Annotated in this window: 14 protein-coding genes and 1 tRNA gene; 5 read left to right on the forward strand and 10 right to left on the reverse strand. The window is 72.6% G+C overall.

Translation table 11 applies throughout. From position 1 onward, the window contains the following. Positions 1-77 precede the first annotated feature (77 nt). Positions 78-151 (reverse strand) — tRNA-Lys (locus P2424_RS10810). Positions 152-254: 103 nt separating this feature from the next. Next, positions 255-1,265, reverse strand: coding sequence for a DUF3533 domain-containing protein (locus P2424_RS10815; protein WP_276475552.1), 1,011 nt, complete (start codon positions 1,263-1,265; stop codon positions 255-257). Between the two features lie 146 nt (positions 1,266-1,411). Here P2424_RS10815 and P2424_RS10820 point away from each other — a divergent pair, with 146 nt between their 5' ends. The 3 genes from P2424_RS10820 (at position 1,412) to P2424_RS10830 (ending at position 6,832) form a co-directional block, all read left to right on the forward strand. Then, a complete protein-coding gene (locus P2424_RS10820; RefSeq protein ID WP_276475553.1) occupies positions 1,412-2,542 on the forward strand; it encodes a winged helix DNA-binding domain-containing protein in 1,131 nt (376 codons plus the stop codon). 250 nt (positions 2,543-2,792) lie between these two features. Continuing rightward, on the forward strand, positions 2,793-4,811 hold the full coding sequence (locus tag P2424_RS10825; protein WP_276475554.1) for a glycosyltransferase family 2 protein: 2,019 nt from the start codon (positions 2,793-2,795) through the stop codon (positions 4,809-4,811). Next, complete coding sequence (locus tag P2424_RS10830) at positions 4,808-6,832, forward strand: kelch motif-containing protein (protein ID WP_276475555.1); 2,025 nt, start codon at positions 4,808-4,810, stop codon at positions 6,830-6,832. The genes P2424_RS10825 and P2424_RS10830 overlap by 4 nt, the downstream gene beginning before the upstream one ends. 15 nt (positions 6,833-6,847) lie before the next feature. Here the strand turns inward: P2424_RS10830 and P2424_RS10835 are convergent, their stop codons facing one another. Together P2424_RS10835 and P2424_RS10840 are read right to left on the reverse strand one after the other, a co-directional pair. Next, positions 6,848-7,903 carry a glycoside hydrolase family 6 protein gene (locus P2424_RS10835; RefSeq protein WP_276475556.1) on the reverse strand — a complete coding sequence of 352 codons (1,056 nt, stop codon included), beginning with the start codon at positions 7,901-7,903 and terminating at the stop codon, positions 6,848-6,850. 142 nt (positions 7,904-8,045) lie between these two features. Then, complete coding sequence (locus tag P2424_RS10840) at positions 8,046-8,825, reverse strand: HAD-IIA family hydrolase (protein ID WP_276475557.1); 780 nt, start codon at positions 8,823-8,825, stop codon at positions 8,046-8,048. A gap of 225 nt (positions 8,826-9,050) precedes the next feature. Here P2424_RS10840 and P2424_RS10845 point away from each other — a divergent pair, with 225 nt between their 5' ends. Continuing rightward, complete coding sequence (locus P2424_RS10845) at positions 9,051-10,127, forward strand: Gfo/Idh/MocA family oxidoreductase (RefSeq protein WP_276475558.1); 1,077 nt, start codon at positions 9,051-9,053, stop codon at positions 10,125-10,127. Between the two features lie 79 nt (positions 10,128-10,206). On the opposite strand, the gene P2424_RS10850 is transcribed toward P2424_RS10845, so the two are convergent. The 3 genes from P2424_RS10850 to P2424_RS10860 form a co-directional block, all read right to left on the reverse strand. Continuing rightward, complete coding sequence (locus tag P2424_RS10850) at positions 10,207-11,931, reverse strand: protein kinase (RefSeq protein WP_276475559.1); 1,725 nt, start codon at positions 11,929-11,931, stop codon at positions 10,207-10,209. Positions 11,932-12,142: 211 nt separating this feature from the next. Beyond that, positions 12,143-13,009, reverse strand: a complete 867-nt coding sequence (locus P2424_RS10855; protein WP_276475560.1) for a fumarylacetoacetate hydrolase family protein — start codon at positions 13,007-13,009, stop codon at positions 12,143-12,145. Positions 13,010-13,215: 206 nt separating this feature from the next. Then, positions 13,216-14,676 (reverse strand): DUF445 domain-containing protein, encoded by a 1,461-nt coding sequence (locus tag P2424_RS10860; protein WP_276475561.1) that lies wholly within the window; start codon positions 14,674-14,676, stop codon positions 13,216-13,218. A gap of 354 nt (positions 14,677-15,030) precedes the next feature. Between P2424_RS10860 and P2424_RS10865 the strand changes: the two genes are divergently transcribed. Further along, positions 15,031-16,329, forward strand: a complete 1,299-nt coding sequence (locus P2424_RS10865; RefSeq protein WP_276478919.1) for an SGNH/GDSL hydrolase family protein — start codon at positions 15,031-15,033, stop codon at positions 16,327-16,329. 37 nt (positions 16,330-16,366) lie between these two features. Here the strand turns inward: P2424_RS10865 and P2424_RS10870 are convergent, their stop codons facing one another. From P2424_RS10870 to P2424_RS10880, 3 genes are all read right to left on the reverse strand, one after another. Continuing rightward, positions 16,367-17,308: an ATP-binding cassette domain-containing protein gene (locus P2424_RS10870; RefSeq protein ID WP_276478920.1), complete on the reverse strand. Its 942-nt coding sequence runs from the start codon at positions 17,306-17,308 to the stop codon at positions 16,367-16,369. Between the two features lie 137 nt (positions 17,309-17,445). Next, positions 17,446-18,210, reverse strand: coding sequence for an ABC transporter permease (locus P2424_RS10875; RefSeq protein WP_276478921.1), 765 nt, complete (start codon positions 18,208-18,210; stop codon positions 17,446-17,448). Positions 18,211-18,313: 103 nt separating this feature from the next. Beyond that, positions 18,314-19,120: an ABC-2 family transporter protein gene (locus tag P2424_RS10880; protein ID WP_276475562.1), complete on the reverse strand. Its 807-nt coding sequence runs from the start codon at positions 19,118-19,120 to the stop codon at positions 18,314-18,316. Positions 19,121-19,138 lie beyond the last annotated feature (18 nt).

Below are 19,138 nucleotides of genomic sequence, written 5' to 3' on the forward strand. Positions count from 1 at the left end.
GCCGACCCGTGCCCGGCACACCCCGGAACGCAGAAAAGCTGCGGCTCCCCGACAATCGGGGAGCCGCAGCCGATCTGTGCGCCGCCAGGGACTCGAACCCCGGACCCGCTGATTAAGAGTCAGCTGCTCTAACCAACTGAGCTAGCGGCGCCCGTCGCCGTTTCCGGCCGACGGAAGAAATACTACCCCCTCGCCAGGGGTGCTGATGACCAGCTCCCGGCCGGCGGCCGGCCCACGCGGCCCTGGAGCCGGGGTCAGAGCGGGAGGGTCAGGCCGGGCTCCCGGCGCCGCACCGACCCGGCCATCAGCAACGCCGCGCCCGCCACCGCCCAGACCGCCATGACCAGCAGCGGAGTGCCCAGCGCGTGACCGGAGAAGTACACGATGTCCCGTACCGCGCTCGTCCCGGCACCGGTCGGGATCCACTCGCCGACAGCCCGCCAGAAGGGCGGGAGCAGGTGGCGCTGGAAGGCACCGCCGGCGCTCGGGTTGCCGAGCACGACGAAGACGAGCACCGCGACGCCGATACCGACCACCCCCAGGAACGCCTCCAGGGCCAGGGTGCACGCCGCCGTGCCGAAGACCAGCAGCGCACCGACCCACCACAGCGCCAGGAAGTGCCCCGGCAGCGCGTGCAGCACCGGGTCGACGATGATCGCTCCGCCCAGCCCGGAGAAGACGGCGTACACCGCTGTTCCGACCAGCCGCAGCGCCCCGAGCCCGGGCCGCGCGGGGCGGGTGCCGGCCGCCACCCCCATCAGCGAGGCCAGCAGATAGCCGCCGACCAGCCAGCCGACGATCAGGTAGAAGGCGGTCAGGCTCTCGTAGTCCTGCGGCCCCGAGGGCGCGATGTCCACCACCTTCAGCCGCCGGCCCTGCTCGTCGGCCACCCGCTCACCGACCCGGCGCAGCGCCTGGGCCTGCGGGCCGCCCGCGCCGGATGCCACCAGCAGGGTGTCCGCGTCGCCGCGCGGGTTCATCAGGTAGGCGCCCTCGGCATTCCGGTCCAGGATGCGCGCGCGGGCGGCGTGCTCGTCCTCGACGGCGGTGACGGACAGCGGGTCCCCGGGAAGCCGGTCGAGCCGTTCGGCGGCCTGCCCGGGCGCGACGACGGCGACCGGGATGCCCTGCGGCCGGGGGTGGTGGAAAGCACCGATGTAGGAGACGAGGAAGCCCAGTTGGACCAGGAGGACGCCCAGCGCGAGCACGAGCGTGCCGGGAGAGAGTGCGCTGCGGCCTCCGGCGCCGGGGGTGGCATTATACATGGACTCATTCCCCTATGGGTGCTCTCTTGCGTAGTTGTCCCCATCAATACCGCATGACCCGGCCCGTTCCCCCGTGTTGGGCTTCCGGGCGCGCCGCACCCCGCACCGCATGGCGCGGCCCCGCGCCATCGGCGAGACTCGACGCCATGCCCGCTCTCCTGACGCGGCCGGCCCTGAGCCGCGCCCTGCTCGCCCGTCAACTCCTCATCGAACGCGCCCGGATGCCGGTGCGGGACGCCGTCGAGCACTTGGTCGGCATCCAGGCCCAGGCGCCCAGACCGCCGTACTTCGCGCTGTGGAGCAGGCTGGCGGACTTCGACCCGCAGGAGCTGTCGCTGCAACTGGAGGGCCGCGGGCTGGTCCGGCTGAGCACCCTGCGCGGCACCGTCCACCTGGTCAGCGACCGGGACGCGCTGGAGTTGCGGGCGCTCACCCAGCCGCTGCACGAGAGCGCAGTGCGCACGAACTTCGCCAAGCACCTCGGCGGCGAGGACCCCCGCCAGGTGGCGGAGGCCGCCCGGGAGCTGCTCGCCGAGCGACCGCTGACCAGCAGCGAACTGGGCAGCCGCCTCCAGGAGCGCTGGCCCCACCTGGAGGCCCGCCCGCTGTGGATGACGGCCCGCTATCTGCTGCCGCTGGTGCAGTTGCCGCCGCGCGGGCTGTGGGGGCGCTCCGGGCAGCCGGTGATGGACACCGTCGAACGGTGGCTGGGGCGGTCGCCGGCCACCGAACCCGGTGTGGAGACGGTGGTGCTGCGCTACCTCGGCGCCTTCGGCCCGGCCTCCGTCCGGGACGCGCAGACCTGGTCCGGACTGACCCGGCTCGGTGAGGTCCTGGAGCGGCTTCGGCCGCAGCTTCGGGTTTTCCGGGACGAGGCGGACCGGGAACTGTTCGATCTGCCCGACGCGCCGCGGCCCGACCCCGAACTTCCCCTGCCGGTCCGCTTCCTGGCCGAGTACGACAACATCGTTCTCTCGCACGCCGACCGCTCCCGCCTGCTGGACGAGCCCGTCCGCCGCACCCTCGCCGGCCGGAACGGGCAGGTGCCCGGCACCTTCCTGGTGGACGGCCGGGTACGGGGCATGTGGAAGGCGGACATCTCCCGCAAGGCCGCCGCCCTCACGCTCACCCCGTTCGAGCAACTGGACGAGGAGGCGGAGCAGGCGCTGACCGAGGAGGGGGAACGGCTGCTGGAGTTCGCCACCGACAGTCGCCCCGGCCCGTACACGGTCACCTTCGCCGCCCCCGCCCAGCCCGGCGCCGCCTCCGCACGATGACCACGGATCGATGACGCTTCCGTCACATCCGGTGGCCCCATAACACCCCAACGGCACGAAACCGCCCGTGCCGCCCTTGCGTTCGTGTGCCGAGTTGTAGAACCTGACGTGCGTTCACCGAGCGGTCCGTACCGTGCACGGGAACACGGGGACACGGAGACCGAGCGACACCGCGCGCCGCGGGGCGGGGGCCAGGGCGCGGCATCGGCACGAGTGCACGCCCCTGCCGGGGCGTGCGGGGGAACGACACATGACCACGCCACCCGAGGGCGCCCGGCATCCGCAGCCGCCGGAGCACGAGAACCAGGATCCGACGCGCACGGCGCAACTGCGCATACCCCGGCCGGCCGCCCGGGCCGAGGACCCCGCGGCGCGGCACACGCCCGCACCGTCCCGTACCCGCGCGCGCCGGCCCTCCCCGCACCCCTGGGAGCGCGCCGCGCCCCGCTACGACTACGAGCACTACAGCCGGCTGGCGGGCCCGCTGCGGCAGCCCGACCCGGCGGTACCCCACCGGGTGCGGTACCGCAGCCTGCTGGCCGACGAACCACACCGGTTCCGCGCCGGGTTCCTGCTGTGCCTGGCACCGCTGCTGTCGGCCGCGCTGCTGGTCTGGCTGATGCAGCCGGACCACTGGACCCGCCGCGACCCGGGTGAGGTCTCCGACCTCGTCCTCAAGCTCGATGTGGTCATGCTCGTCTCGATCGGGCTGATCGAACTGTTCCGCACCCTCAACGTGCTCTCCAACGCGCACGCCACCCTGGTGGCCCGGGACCCGATACCCGTGGTGCCCGAGGCCGGCACCCGCGTCGCCTTCCTCACCTCGTTCGTGCCCGGCAAGGAGCCGATCGGGATGGTCACCAGGACCCTGGAGGCGGCCATGCGGGTGCGGCACCGCGGCACCCTGCACGTCTGGCTGCTCGACGAGGGCGACGACCCCGAGGTCAAGGAGGTCTGCCGGCGGCTGGGGGTGCACCACTTCTCCCGCAAGGGCATCGCGCGGTGGAACACCGCCGAGGGCGCCTTCCGCGCCAGGACCAAGCACGGCAACTACAACGCCTGGCTCGACGCACACGGCGACGACTACGACTTCTTCGCCGGCGTCGACACCGACCACGTGCCCCTGCCCAACTATCTGGAGCGGATGCTGGGCTACTTCCGCGACCCGGACGTCGGCTTCGTCATCGGCCCGCAGGTCTACGGCAACTACGACAACTTCGTCACCAAGGCCGCCGAGAGCCAGCAGTTCCTCTTCCACGCCCTCATCCAGCGCGCCGGGAACCGCTACCGGGCGCCGATGTTCGTCGGGACCAGCAACGCCGTCCGCATCACGGCGCTGAAGGCCATCGGAGGGCTGTACGACTCCATCACGGAGGACATGGCCACCGGCTTCGAGATGCACCGTCGCCGCAACCCGGCCACCGGCAACACCTGGCGCTCCGTCTACACCCCCGACGTACTCGCCGTCGGCGAGGGCCCCAACGCCTGGACGGACTTCTTCACCCAGCAGCTCCGCTGGTCCCGCGGCACCTACGAGACGATCCTCAAGCAGTACTGGCGCGGCCTGGGCAGCATGCCGCCGGGCAAGATGTTCAACTACACGCTGCTGATGCTCTTCTATCCCGCCTCGGCGCTGAACTGGATCCTGGCCGCGCTCTCCTGCGCGCTCTTCCTGGGCCTGGGCGCCTCCGGCGTGCAGATCGACCCGGCCATCTGGATGGCGCTGTACGGCAACGCCACCGCGCTGCAGATCGGGCTCTACATCTGGAACCGGCGGCACAACGTCTCCCCGCACGAGCCGGAGGGCTCCGGCGGGCTGGCCGGGATGCTGATGTCCGCGCTGTCCGCACCGATCTACGCACGCTCCCTCTTCGACACGGTGCTGCGCCGCAAGAGCAAGTTCGTGGTCACGCCGAAGGGCGACTCGGCCAGCCCCGACACGCTGTTCGGCACCTTCCGGGTGCACCTGTTCTTCATCGCCGTCTTCGGAGGCTCCCTCCTCGGCTCCCTCTTCCTGGGACACGACCATCCGGCGATGCTCACCTGGGCCGCGCTGGCGCTGCTGATCACGGCGGCACCGATCGTGGGCTGGCGGTCGACCGTGCGCGCCGAGAAGCGCCGCAGGGCGCGCAGGGCCCGGCGGCACGCCTCCGGAGCCCGGACCGCGGCGGCTGCTCCGGCCGCCCCCGCGCCCACGTCGGCACCCTGGCCCATGCCCACCCACGACCAGCATCCGCACCACACCGCGTTTGGGGGACAGGAAGGATGACGAACCGACGGAGCCGCCGCCGCGCCGCGAGTGCCGGGAAGCGGCGGGCCCGGCGCATAGCCATCGGCACGGCGGTCGTGCTGCTCGTCGCCGGGTTCAACGGTCCGGCGCTGTACAGCTTCGCCTCGGCCAAGTACCACGACTACGAGATCAACCAGCCCGAGTACAAGGCCGCGAAGGGCCACTGGCAGATCGTCGACATCCCCGAGAAGTTCCGGATCAACACGATCCACGCGGCTCTGCTGCACACCGGCAAGGTGCTGCTGGTGGCGGGCTCGGGCAACGACGCCAAGAACTTCAAGGCCAAGAGTTTCCGCACGGTCCTGTGGGATCCGGTGCGCAACACCTTCAAGAACATCCCCACCCCCAACGACCTGTTCTGTTCGGGGCACAACCAGCTTCCCGACGGCAAGCTGCTGGTCGCGGGCGGCACCCAGCGGTACGAGACGCTGGAGGGTGACGTGGAGAAGGCCGGGGGGCTGATGTTCCTCTACAACGAGAACCCCGACAGCGGGAAGACGATCAAGGAGGGCACCCGCTTCACGGGGCGGAAGAGCGGCAAGACCTTCGTCGCCCAGCACACCGTGCTCCTGCCGCGGGCCAAGAAGCGGAAGGACCCGGAGACCGGCGAGGTCGAGACCGTCCACAGCGTCACCCGGGTCTACGCCGAGGCTGCGAAGAAGGGCCGGAAGTACCAGACGGGCACCGAGGACCAGTACCGGGTGCACGGCCTGGAGGGGGCCTGGAAGCAGAACGTCTACGGGGTGGCCCAGAAGATGTCCTTCGACAAGAAGGATTTCCAGGGCATCAAGGACGCCTACGAGTTCGACCCGGTGGCCGAGCGCTACATCACGGTCGACCCGATGAACGAGGCCCGCTGGTATCCCACCCAGCTCACCCTCCAGGACGGCAGGGTGCTGACCGTCTCCGGGCTGGACGACATCGGCCAGGTCGTCCCCGGCAAGAACGAGATCTTCGACCCCGAGACGAAGAAGTGGCACTACCTGCCCAAGACGCGGTTCTTCCCCACCTACCCGGGGCTGCACCTGGTCGGCCAGAACCGGGTCTTCTTCAGCGGCACCACCGCCGGGTACGGCCCGGCCGACAAGGGCCGCACGCCCGGCATCTGGAACCTGGAGACCAACAAGTTCACCGAGATCCCCGGCATGAGCGACCCGGACGTGCTGGAGACGGCGATGTCGGTGCCGCTGCCTCCCACCCAGTCGCGGAAATTCATCGTCCAGGGCGGAGGCGGCGTCGGCGAGTCGGACAGGACGACGGACAGGACGCGCATCGTGGACCTCTCGTCCGACACCCCGCGGTTCCGCGACGGGCCCGACCTCTACGACAAGGTCCGCTACCCCAGCAGCGTGATCCTGCCGGACGACACCGTGCTGACCACCAACGGATCGGGCCGCTACCGGGGCAAGAGCGACAGCAACGTGCTCAAGGCCGCGATCTACAACCCGAAGACCAACAAGTTCACGGACGCCGCCGCTCCGCTGGTCGGCCGCAACTACCACTCCGGCGGGCTGCTGCTGCCGGACGGCCGGGTGATGACCTTCGGCTCGGACTCGCTGTACGCGGACAAGGCCAACACCAAGCCGGGGGAGTTCGACCAGCGCATCGAGATCTACACACCGCCCTATCTCCACCAGGGCAAGGACCAGCCGCAGCTGCGCAACGCCGACGCGGACGCCGCCGAGAACCTCGCACCGGGCGACCGCGTCTCCTTCCGCAGCAAGGACGCGGCCTCCTTCGAGCGGCTGCGGATGGTGCGGCCCGGCTCGTTCACCCATGTGACGAACGTGGAGCAGTCGTCGGTGGCCCTGAAGATGAACACGTCCCGGGACGGCACGGTGACCACGACCATCCCGGACGACCCGTCCCTGGTCACCCCCGGCTGGTGGATGGTCTTCGGGGTGGACGCGGACGGCGTGCCCTCCGAAGCCCAGTGGGTGAAGGTGGGCATCGACCCGGATGCCGCGCACACCACGGTGACCACGGGCGACCCGGAGTAGAACCCCGCCGGCCGGCTACGACCGGTGCCCGTCCTGCTCGTCGGTGTTGCGGGCCAGCTCCAGGGCGTACTCCGGCCACCAGGTGCCGGCCTTCGGGCCGCCGCGGCACTCGCCGTCCGACTCCCCCGGGCGCTTGATCCACAGGTAGGCGTCCACCAGGTCGTGCCCGGTCCTGGTGGTGGGCGGTTCGCCCAGGGCCCGTCCGGGCGGGTTGCACCAGCTCTCCTCGCCGCCGCGCAGCGGCCCGTTGCCGTTCCGGCTGGTGTCGACGACGAAGTGCTTGCCGCCGACCTTCGCCGACAGCCGCTTGCCGTGGGCGACATTGGAGGCGGTGGTCTGGAAGTTGGAGACGTTCAGCGCGAAGCCGTCGGCCTTCTCGATCCCGGCGCGGGTGAGGGGCCCGGCCAGCGCACCCGGGTCGCGGACCCAGTCCGGATTGCCGGCGTCCAGGTAGACCGTCGTGCGGGGCAGCCGCTTGAGCCGGGTGACGGCGTCGGCCAGGAGCCGGTAGCGCTCCGCGCGCAGCTTCGGCGCGGCGCACGCGCCCGAGACGGTGTGCGCGAGGGCGTCCGGTTCCACGATCACCGTGGCGGCCCTGCTCCCGATGCCCTCGGCGACCTCGTCCAGCCACGCGCGGTACGCCGCGGCGTTCTCGGCTCCGCCCTTGCTGTACTGCCCGCAGTCGCGGTGCGGCACGTTGTAGAGGACCAGCAGCGCCTCCCGGTCCGCGGCGGTGGCGGCTCCGGTGACGCGCGCCGCGTGACCGCGCGGGTCCGCCGGGCCCAGCCAGTCGGCCACCGGCTGCCCGGCGATCTTCCGCAGCTCGCGGGCCCGCGCCGATTCGCCGTCCTGGGCGTCGGAACGGGCCTGCCGCGCGGCGTTCCCCCGTGGGTCGACCCAGTAGGGGACGACGGACCTGGGGCGCTGCCGCACCTCGGGCCCGGCGCCGTCCTGGGCGTCCCGGGCGTCCGGCGCCGAGCAGCCGGCCAGCAGCAGGACTCCTGCCAGTGTGCTCCCCGCGGCCCCCCGGGCACGCGCGAGCGGCGCGCGACTCCGGGCGCTGCCGTACATCCACTCCCCCTCGGCTGTGCTGCAGGCGTCGGCCGGGTCGCCGGACAGCGGCGAACCGCCGCGGGACGGGCCGCAGACCGGCCGCAGCGTCGGCCCATCGTGTCACAGAGGACACCGCGCACCGCCGTACTCCGGCGCCGGGTCAGACCCGGTCGACGAGGTCCGCGATGGAGTCGACGACGCTGGAGGGGCGGTAGGGGTACCGCTCCACCTCGTCCGGCCGGGTCAGCCCGGTCAGCACCAGGAAGGTCTCCAGCCCGGCTTCCATACCGGCCCGGACGTCGGTGTCCATCCGGTCGCCGATCATGGCGCTGGTCTCGGAGTGGGCGCCGATCGCGTTGAGCCCGGCGCGCATCATCAGCGGATTGGGCTTGCCGACGAAGTACGGGTGCTGGCCGGTGGCCTTGGTGATCAGGGCGGCGACCGACCCGGTGGCGGGCAGCGCGCCCTCAGCGGAGGGGCCGGTCTCGTCCGGGTTGGTGGCGATGAAGCGGGCGCCGTCGTTGATCAGCCGGATGGCCCGGGTCAGCGCCTCGAAGCTGTAGGTGCGGGTCTCGCCCAGGACGACGTAGTCCGGGTCGGCGTCGGAGAGGACGTAGCCGATGTCGTGCAGGGCGGTCGTCAGTCCGGCCTCCCCTATGACGTAGGCGGTGCCCCCGGGGCGCTGGTCGTCCAGGAACTGCGCGGTGGCCAGCGCGGAGGTCCAGATGTTCTCCGTCGGCACGGTCAGCCCGATGCGGGCCAGCCGGGCGTGCAGGTCCCGGGGGGTGTACATCGAGTTGTTGGTGAGCACCAGGAACGGCCGCCCCGACTCCTTGAGCCGCTTGATGAACGAGTCGGCGCCGGGAACGGGGATTCCCTCGTGCATCAGCACACCGTCCATGTCGGTGAGCCAGGACTCGATGGGCTTGCGCTCTGCCACGGATGGACTCCTGCCAGGTCGTGGTGGTCCGGCCGGCGGAGGAGTGTGCCCGGGTACGCCGGAGCACGGAACCGGCCGCCGCGCTCAGCGTAGCGGCAGCGGCCGGTGCAGGTCAGCCGGGGCGCAGGCGCTCCGGTGCCGGAGAGCGGCGGAGAAGCATCTGCGGGCGGCGGAAGCGGGCGCCGGGTGCGTGCTCCGGGCGGCGGGCTTTGCGAGGGTGGGGGCATGAACCGCATGGACACCACCGCCACCCCGCTCCGCGTCGGACTGCTCGGCTTCGGGCTGGCCGGATCGGTCTTTCACGCCCCGCTGATCGCCACCACGCCGGGGCTCGTGCTGGACACCGTCGTCACCTCCGACCCGGAGCGCCGCAAGCGTGCCCGGGAGGCGGGCGCACCGGGTGACGAGGTACGGACGGTCGCCTCGGCCGACGAGCTGTTCGCGGACCCGGACCGGCTCGATCTGGTGGTGGTCGCCACCCCGAACCGCACTCATGTGCCGCTGACGCACCGCGCCCTGGACGCGGGACTGCCGGTCGTGGTGGACAAGCCGCTGGCACCCACCGGCGCCGAGGCCCGCGAGCTGGCGGCGAAGGCCGAGTCCCGGGGGCTGCTGCTGGCGCCGTTCCAGAACCGGCGCTGGGACAACGACTTCCTCACCCTGCGCTCGCTGCTGGCCGAGGACGCGCTGGGCGAGGTGTTCCGCTTCGAGTCCCGGTTCGAGCGCTGGCGGCCCCGGCTCAAGGGCGGCTGGCGCGAGTCGGGCGCCCCGGAGGAGGTGGGCGGGCTCCTCTACGACCTGGGCAGCCACGTCGTCGACCAGGCGCTGACCCTCTTCGGCCCGGCCGCCTCCGTCTACGCGGAGTCGGACGTGCGGCGGGCGGGCGCCGCCGCGGACGACGACACCTTCATCGCCATCACCCACGACAGCGGCGTCCGCTCCCACCTGTGGATGAGCGCCACAGCGGCCCAGCTCGGTCCCCGCTTCCGGGTGCTGGGCAGCCGCGCCGCGTATGTGAAGTACGGCCTCGACCCGCAGGAGAGCGCGCTGCGCGAGGGCGCGCGCCCGGCCGAGGGTGCGCCGTGGGGGGTGGAACCGGAGGACGCCTGGGGCACGCTGGGTGCGCAGGACCCGCCCGGCGCCCTGCGCACCGTGCCGACGCTGGACGGCGACTACCCGGCCTTCTACGACGCGGTCGCCGGTGCGCTGCGCGAGGGCACGCCGCCGCCGGTGACCGCCCACGAGGCGGCCGCGGCCCTCCAGGTGCTGGAGACCGCGCGGTCCTTCGCGCGGGGCGGCTAGGCAGCGCGCCCGCGAGCCGGAGGTACCGTCGGGGCGTCCCCCGCGGGCGGCGGACGGAACTGCTGTGCCGCCCGGTTGGTCAGCGCCGGGTGCACGCCCAGGCGAGCGTGCGGCCGCCGCCCGCACGTCCCCGCGCCGCCTGCTCGGCCGCGGCCCGCGTCCGGCCGTGGCCGCCCCAGTAGCGGTGGTTGTTCGGGTTGTGGACGACGGCGCCGCAGCCGTTGGCGAAGGAGACGAGGACCTTGCAGCCGGGGCCGGAGCAGTGGGACATCGCGCCCTGCTCGGCGGCGCTGCGGGAATTGTGGTCCCAGGACCTGCCGTTGCTGCCGTCGTGCCCCACGGCGATGGCCCCGTAGTAGTTCCGGGGCGGGGCGGAGGTCCGCTCAGGAGCGGGAGCGTCGTACGTGGGACGGGACGCGGCGTCGGTCTCCGGGGTGTCGTCGTCGGTCGGCCTGGTGTAGGTCGGTGTGCGGGTCGGCCTGGTGTCGGCCGGGTCCGTACCACCTGTTGTCCCGGAGGTGAGGCGGCCCGGAGTCGCGTCGTGGTCGGTCAGCAGCCGGCTGGCGGAGACCGTGGGCGTCGCGTCGGAGATCGTGTCCGAGTCGGAGGGCTCGTCCTTGTCGGACAGCAGCAGTGCCGCGAGTACCACGGCGCCGATGGCGACGGCGATGCCCGCCAGGTTGCGGCCCGGTTTCGAGCCGCCCGAGTCGGGGGCCCTCGTCGGGCCGGTGCCCGGGCTCTGGTTGCGCCCGGGAGTGGGCGGCCGGTTGTTCCCCGGCTCGTTCGTCCGCGCGCCCGCTGCCTGCCGCCGGTCCCCGGACCGCCCGTCCCGGGTCGCGCGCCTGGTGTGCCCCGGGACGTCCGAGGTCCAACTGCGGGTGACTGTCTCGGCCTCGGCCTGGTCGGCGGCTCGCTGGAGGCGGCTGCCTTCTTCGGCGTACTGGTCGATCAGCGAGGTCCAGCCGCTCGGCAGGGCCCGGGAGCTTCTCCGCGCGAAGCGCCGGATGAGCTGTTCGGCGGTCGGCCGGTCCTCGGGCCGCACCGCGAGGCAGTCGCCGACCACCCCGGTGAGGCCCGCGGGCAGGCCGTCCAGGTCGATCGCCGCCCGCCGTACGTGGTTGAACTGCTGCAGCGGCTCCTGGGTCTCCGGGTACGGCAGCCGCCCGCAGGTCACGTAGTAGAGGGTGACGCCGAGCGCGTAGATGTCGGAGGCGAAGGTGCTGGCCTGCCCATCGGCCTGTTCCGGCGCGGCGAAGGCGATGGTGCCGAGGGTGAACCGGGTACTGGTGAGGTCACCGGCGTGCGAGATGCCGAAGTCGATGACTCTCGGCCCCTTCGCGGTCAGCAGGATGTTGAGCGGCTTCACGTCCCGGTGCACGATGCCCTTGCCGTGCAGCTCCGCGAGTGCCCGCAGGATGCCGGGGGCGATGCGGCGCACCGGCTCCTCGTCGCCGAGCGGCCCCTTCTGCACCACGAGGGCTTCGAGTGAGGGTGCCGGCACGTACTCCATGGCCATCCAGGGCCGCTCGGCCTCGACATCGGAGTCGAGCACCCGGGCGGTGTACGTACTCCGGACGCGGCGGGCGAGCCTGGTCTCACGGCCGAAGCGCTTGCGGGCCTCCTCGGTCACCCCGCCCGGGGCCAGCAGTGTCTTGACGGCGACGATCCGGCCGGTGTCGGGGTGCCGGCCGAGGTAGATCACCCCCATACCGCCGGTGGCCAACTGGCCCAGCAGCCGGTAGGGCCCGAGCCGGCGCAGCTCGCCACTGAGCGCGAACACCCCCATCCCGAACGGCTCTGTCACTGTCCCGCCCCCGTCCCCCGTGCCCTTTGTTCCGGACGTGGGCATGTTCTCACGCAACTGGCCCCGTATGAGGTCGTGTTCGGGTCGTGAATCGGCCGCGGGCTGGGCGGTCCGGGCCGTCCCGGCCGGACGGTCCGGGCGGTCGCACGATCCGCGCGTCCGGGGCTGGCCGGCTGGCCCCGGGCCGGGGCCAGCCCCGGACGCGGAACGGCTAGGCCGACGTCATGACCTGGCGCTGCCGGCCCAGGCCCGCGATCTCCAGTTCGACGACGTCGCCGTCGCGCAGGTAGGGCTTGGGCTCCGGCATGCCCATCGCGACGCCCGCCGGGGTGCCGGTGGAGACGATGTCGCCGGGGTGCAGGGTCATGAAGTGGCTCAGGTGGCGCAGCACTTCGGCGACCGGGAAGATCTGGTCGGAGGTGCTGCCGTCCTGGCGCAGCGTGCCGTTCACCCACAGCCGCATCGCCAGCGCCTGCGGGTCGGGGACCTCGTCGGCCGTGACCAGCCAGGGGCCCAGCGGGTTGAAGGTCTCGCAGTTCTTGCCCTTGTCCCACTGCCCGCCGCGTTCGAGCTGGAAGGCGCGTTCGGACACGTCGTTGCCGACCGTGTACCCGGCGACGCAGGCCAGCGCCTGCTGGTCGGTCTCCAGGTAGCGGGCGGTGCGGCCGATGACGACGGCCAGTTCGACCTCCCAGTCGGTCTTCCGGCTGCCGCGCGGGATCAGTACCGGGTCGTGCGGGCCGACGACCGTGTCGGGCGCCTTCATGAAGACGATGGGTTCCTCGGGCACCGGGGCGCCGGTCTCCCGCGCGTGGTCGTGGAAGTTCAGCCCGATGCACACGATCTTGCCGATGCGGGCCAGCGGCGGCCCGATGCGCGGCCCCTCGGGTCCGGCGGCCGCCACCGGTCCGGGCAGCCCGGCGGCGGCGGCCGCGCGCACCCGGTCGAGCGCGGCGGGGTCCGCGAGCAGTTCGGGGTCGATGTCGGGGACGACCCCCGACAGGTCGCGCAGGGTTCCGTCCTCGTCCAGCAGCGCGGGGCGCTCGGCTCCCGCAGGTCCGACGCGGAGCAGTTTCACGTCGCTCTCCCTCCCAGGCGAATCAGCAGATCGTCCAGGAGGGCGTTCAGAACCACAAGAGAGAGTTCACGTACTGGACCGTAGCATCCGTAATAAGGAAGTAGCCTGGCGTTTCGCGGCACTGAATCCGGTATTTCGTCATTGCGATGTCCAGGCGGACCGCGTCCCGCGCTGCACGGACGACGCGCCCCGGAGAGCGGGCGGGCCTACGCCCCCGCCAGCCGGGCCACCGTGTGGATGGCCAGCCCGGCCAGCGAGCCGACCACCGTGCCGTTGATCCGGATGAACTGCAGATCCCGGCCGATATGGGCCTCGATCTTCCGCGAGGTGTGCTCGGCGTCCCAGCTCGCGACCGTCTCCGAGATCAGCGAAGTGATCTCGTCCCGGTAGGTGGTCACCAGATGCGCGGCGGCGCCCTCGATCCAGCCGTCCACCTTCGACCGCAGCCGGCCGTCGGCCGCCAGCCGGCCGCCCAGCGACAGCAGCGCCGCCCGGGCCCGGACGCGCAGCTCACTGCGCTCGTCCTCGGCGGCGACCACCAGCATCGCCCGCACGGCACCCCACACCGAGGCGATCAGCTCCTGCACCTCGGCACGGGCCAGCGTCTCGTTCTTCAGCCGTTCCACCCGGGCGCGGGTGTCCGGGTCGGTCTGCAGGTCGGTGGCGAAGTCCCGCAGGAAGCGGTCGACGGCGCCCCGCGCGGGATGGTCGGGCATGTCCCGCATCTCCGTGACGAAGCGCAGCAGTTCGCGGTACACCCGCTCACCGACGCGCCGGTCCACGAACTTCGGCGTCCAGCCCGGCGCGCCTCCCGCGACCGCACCCATCACCGAGTCGCCGTGCTCGTGCAGCCACTCGGCGGCCCGGGTACACACCAGGTCGACCACGCGGCGGTGGCCACCGTCCGCGACGATCCGCTCCAGCATCGCACCGAGCCCCGGCGCCACCTCCTTGGCGGTGGCGCGGCGCGTGATCGCCTCGCTGACGACGGCCTGGACGTCCGCGTCCCGCAGCACGGTGAGCGCCCCGCGCAGCGCGGTGGCCAGCTCGGCCGTCACCCGGTCGGCGTGCTCGGGGCGGGCCAGCCAGGCACCGAACCGGCCGCTGATCCCGACCGCGTGCAGCCGCTCGCGCACCACGTCGGCGGAGAGGAAGTTCTCCCCCACGAAGTCACCGAGGCTGCGGCCGAGCTGGTCCTTCTTGGTCGGAATGATCGCGGTGTGCGGGATGGGCAGCCCCATCGGGTGCCGGAAGAGCGCCGTGACCGCGAACCAGTCGGCGAGCGCACCCACCATCCCGGCCTCGGCGGCCGCCGCGACATAGCCGCTCCAGGGTCCGGCTCCGGCATGCTCCGCCCAGGTGGCCGCCGCGAAGACCCCGGCCATCAGCAGCAGCGCCCCGGTGGCGATGGCCTTCATCCGCCGCACCCCGCGGCGGCGCTCCTCGTCGGCCGGGGTGAGCCCCCCGGCCCCGCCCGGCCCTCGCGGTCCCGGCGCGCCCGAAGCGCCCGTGTCCGCTCCCCCCGGGGCACCCGCAGCGCCACCCGAGTGGCCCAACGCCGAGCCTCCCGTTGCCGAGACGCCGCGCTCGGCGGGCCGGCCGCGTGTGATCGCTCTCACGTGGGCCTCCTCGTGATCGGGGTGCTCGCCCTCGGTCGCCCGCTCCATCCGCTCCGCCCTCCCCCTGGATCGTCCCTGGCCACGCCCCGCATACCGGCGGGACATCGGGGAACCCTCGCCACCGCCCGCGCACCGGATCACCGCCCGGTACGGGGAAGGACATTCTCCCTCCCCCGGCCGTGCGTGGAACGGAGCGAGGCTCTGCCGCGTCTGTGTGGGCGGCAGTGAAGAACACCAGGAACCAGCAAGGTGGTGCCGGGGGAACCGACCCGTCGAGGGCCCGCCCGGCGTACGGCCCCCAGCAGGGCGCCGCACCCCGATCGTGGGATCATGGCACCGCCGACCGACCGGAGCCGCGGGCTCCGTGCAGCCCGAGGAGAACGAGCGCGCGTGACCAGGAACATGGGCTATGCCCTGCTCGCCGGACTGGCGGCGCTCGTGGTCCTCGTCTCGACCGCGATATTCATCGGGGCCGGCAACCGGGACAACGGACGGGGCGAGGATTCGCCGCGGGCACGCAACTCGGCCGCCCCCGCCTCCTCCGGAAACTGGGTCGGTACGTGGGCGGCGGCGCCCGCAGCGGCCGAACCGCACAGCCGGGACGGCTTCGCGCACATGTCGATCCGCAACGTCGTGCACACCTCGGTGGGTGGCACGGGCGCCCGGGTGCGGCTCTCCAACCTGTTCGGCAACCGGCCGCTGACCATCACGCACGCGAGCGTCGCGCTGGCCGCGGCTCCCAGCAACCCCACGGCGGCGGCCGGCAGTATGCGCCGGCTCCGGTTCGGCAACAAGACCTCGGTCACCATCCCGGCCGGTGGCGAGGTCACCAGCGACGCGGTGCGGCTGAACGTGCCGCACGCGGCGGACCTGCTGGTCACCACCTACTCCCCCACCCCCTCCGGGCCGGTCACCTACCACCCCTACGCACGGCAGACCAGCTATGTGGCCGCGGGCGACCGGGCCGAGGAGACCTCGGGCACCGCCTTCAACCAGCAGAGCCCGTACTGGCGTTACCTCACCGGGGTGGACGTGTGGAGCTCCGAGACGCAGGGCGCCGTCGCGGTGCTGGGCGACTCGATCACCGACGGCATCACCTCCAGCCCCGGCGCCAACCGGCGCTGGACCGACTTCCTGGCCGAGCGGCTGCGCACGGAGCGCGACGCACCCCGGCTGAGCGTCCTGAACGCGGGCATCAGCGGAAACCGGGTACTGGTGGACGGCAGCAAGTACTCGCCCAACAACGGGCCGAGCGGACTGACCCGGATGAACCGCGACGTGCTCTCCCGTACCGGGCTGAAGGTCGTCGTCGTCGAGATGGGGCTCAACGACATCATCAAGCCGCCGCGGCAGCGCGATCCGCAGCGGATCGTGAACGGGCTGCGGGACCTGGTGCGCCAGGCGCACACCCGCGGGCTGCGGGTCGTCGGCGCCACGCTCACCCCCTTCGGCGGGCACCGGGGCTACACCCCGCGCATGGAGGCCGTGCGGCAGGGTGTCAACGCCGAGATCCGGAAGGGGAAGGTGTTCGACGCCGTGGTCGACTTCGACGCGGCCCTGCGCGACCCGGCCCACCCCGAGCGGCTGCGCGCGGCGTACGACTCGGGCGACCATCTGCACCCGAGCGACAACGGGTACCAGGCCATGGCCCAGGCGATGGACCTGCAGAGTCTGAAGGGGGCACGGCCGGCGAGCCTGTGAGGGCCGGCGGACGGCGGCCCGCCGGTGGAAGAACGGGTCAGCCCCCGTACATCCGCGCGATCACGTCCTCGATGGCCGGTTCGCGGAGGGAGAGGTCCACCAGCGGGTACTCCGCCGCGAGCCGGGAGACCAGCGGCGCGGCGCTGGCGGCGGCGGGAAAGGCCAGCCACTGGCGCGGACCCTCGGTGCGGACGGTGCGGGCTCCTTCCAGATCCGCTATCGGCGGGATCTCGTACTCCAGGTCGACGACCAGAGTGCGCTCGCCGCGGCCGGCTTCCTGGAGTCCGGCGAGCGAACCGTCGTACAGCAGCCGGCCCTGGTCGATGACCACGACCCGCTCGCACAGGTGCTCGATGTCGCTCAGGTCGTGCGTGGTCAGCAGCACGGTGGTCCCCAGCTCCGCGTTGAGCGTGGTCAAAAACCGGCGCACGCGCGCCTTGCTGACGACGTCCAGGCCGATCGTGGGCTCGTCCAGGTAGAGCACGTCGGGGTCGTGCAGCAGCGCCGCGGTGATGTCGCCGCGCATCCGCTGGCCGAGCGAGAGCTGCCGCACGGGTACGTCCAACAGGTCGCCCAGTTCCAGGAGTTCCACGCAGCGCGCCAGGTTCTCCTCGAAGCGGGCGCGCGGGATCCGGTACATCCGGCGGACCAGCGCGTAGGAGTCGCGCAGCGGCAGGTCCCACCAGAGTGTGGTGCGCTGCCCGAAGACGACGCCGATGCGCCGCACCAGCCGGGTGCGCTCCTGCCACGGATCCACCCCGGCCACCCGCAGCCTGCCGGTGGAGGGCGTGAGGATGCCGGTGAGCATCTTGATGGTGGTCGACTTGCCGGCGCCGTTGGGCCCGATGAAGCCGACCATCTCACCGCGCCGGAGCGCGAAGGAGATGCCGTCCACCGCCCGTACCGAAGTGGCCGTGCGGCGCAGCAGGCCGCTGCGGCGGCGCACCGTGAAGGTCTTGGTCAGGTCCCGTACGTCGATGAATGCGGCGTCCGTACCGTCCGCGCCGCCCGCGGCCGCCGCGTCACTCGTGCCGTCCGTGCCGTCGGCCGTTCCCGCATCGCTCACCGCACTCGCGTCCTTCCTGATCTTCGGGGCTCCCGGGGCTCCGGGGCCGGTCAGCTTCCCGTGCTGCGGTAGGAGCGCAGCCCCGCCCGCCACGCCGCACCCGCCACGGCGCAGCACAGCAGCGCGACGGCGGGGGCGGCCAGGTCGAGCCCGTCCGGCAGGCCCAGGGGGTCGTCCCGGCCCAGCACCCGCAGCGCCGGGAGCCAGTTGACGAAGGCCAGCGGCACCACGAACGTCACGCCGCGCACCAGCTCCCTGCCGAAGACGGTGGGCGGGTACTGGAGCAGCGTCGTACCGCCGTAGGTGAAGGCGTTCTGCACCTCGGAGGCGTCCTGCGCCCAGAACTGGAAGGCGCCGCCGACGACGAACACGCAGCCGAAGATGACGGTGCCGCACACCACCATGGAGACCAGCAGCGCGACCCTGCCCGCGGTCCACTCCAGCTCCAGCCGGGAGATCGCCCAGCCCAGCACCAGGGAGCCCTGGAGGATCCGGCCCAGCCGGCGCAGCGCGAACCGGTCGGCGGCGAGCTGGCCGAGGACGGGCACCGGGCGGGTCAGCAGGACGTCCATGGTGCCGTCGCGCACCCGCCGGCCGACCCGCTCGGCCGAACCGAGCAGCAGGTCCGACAGGCCGAAGGCGACGGCGGAGGTGCCGTAGAGGAAGGCGACCTCGGGCAGGGTGAAGCCGCCCAGCGCGTCCACCTGACTGAACATGATCATGATGGCGGCGAAGTCGAGGGCGGTCGTGGCGAAGTTGGCCGCCAGCATGATCGCGAACGAGGTGCGGTACGCCATCGTCGAGCGCACCCACATCGCGGCGATGAAACAGTAGGCCCGCACCGCCCAGGCCGCGCGGCCCAGCGCGGCGCCGAGCGCCCCGCCGCCGGCCCCGGCGAAGAGCGGTCGCCGGTCGGCCTCAGCCACCCTGGACCACCACCTTGCGGGTCGCGACGGCCTGCAGGAGGCGTCCCCCGGCCAGCAGCACCACCGCCCACCCGGTCTGGAAGGCGAGCCCGGCCGCCGCGCCGCCGGGGTGGGTGCCCAGCAGCACGTCGGCGGGTACCTGGAGCATCGCGGCCCACGGCAGCAGCCGTGCCACGTCGCCGAAACCGCCCGGGAAGACGGACAGCGGCAGCAGCATCCCGGAGAAGAAGACGCTCAGCAGCCCGGACAGCGCGCCGAGCCCGGTCGCGTCCAGCAGCCAGAATCCGCACAGCGCGAAGAGGTAGCGGACCGCGAAGCTGACCACGATCGCCAGCAGCACCGCGGCCAGGAAGCACAGCCACGTACCCGGGGAGGCGGGCAGCGCCAGGTCGAAGACGAGGGAGCCGAGCGCCAGCGGCAGCACGCCGCGGCCGAGCAGCTGGAAGAGGGCCCGCCCCAGGTCGGCGGCGAGCCACCAGGTCTGCAGGTCGACCGGGCGGTAGAGGTCGATGGCGACGTCGCCGGTCCTGATCCGCTCCTGGAACTCGTCCTGGAAACCGCCGCCCATCAGCGCCGCGGCGGCCAGCAGCGCCTGCCCGGTCCAGACGAAGGTCAGCGCCTGGCTCTGGTCGTATCCGCCGAGGTGGGGGCGCTCGTGCCACAGGGCCAGGAACGTATAGGCGAGAATGAAGCCGAAGACGGTGTTGGTGAAGACTCCGGCCGCCGTGGCGACGCGGTAGGTGGCATAGCGACGGAAGCCGCTCAGGGCCACGGCGAAATGGAGACGGAGCAGATGCATCCTTTCTGGCTCCTCCAC

Origin of the sequence: Streptomyces sp. WMMB303, from assembly GCF_029351045.1 — a bacterium.
Classification (GTDB): Bacteria; Actinomycetota; Actinomycetes; order Streptomycetales; family Streptomycetaceae; genus Streptomyces.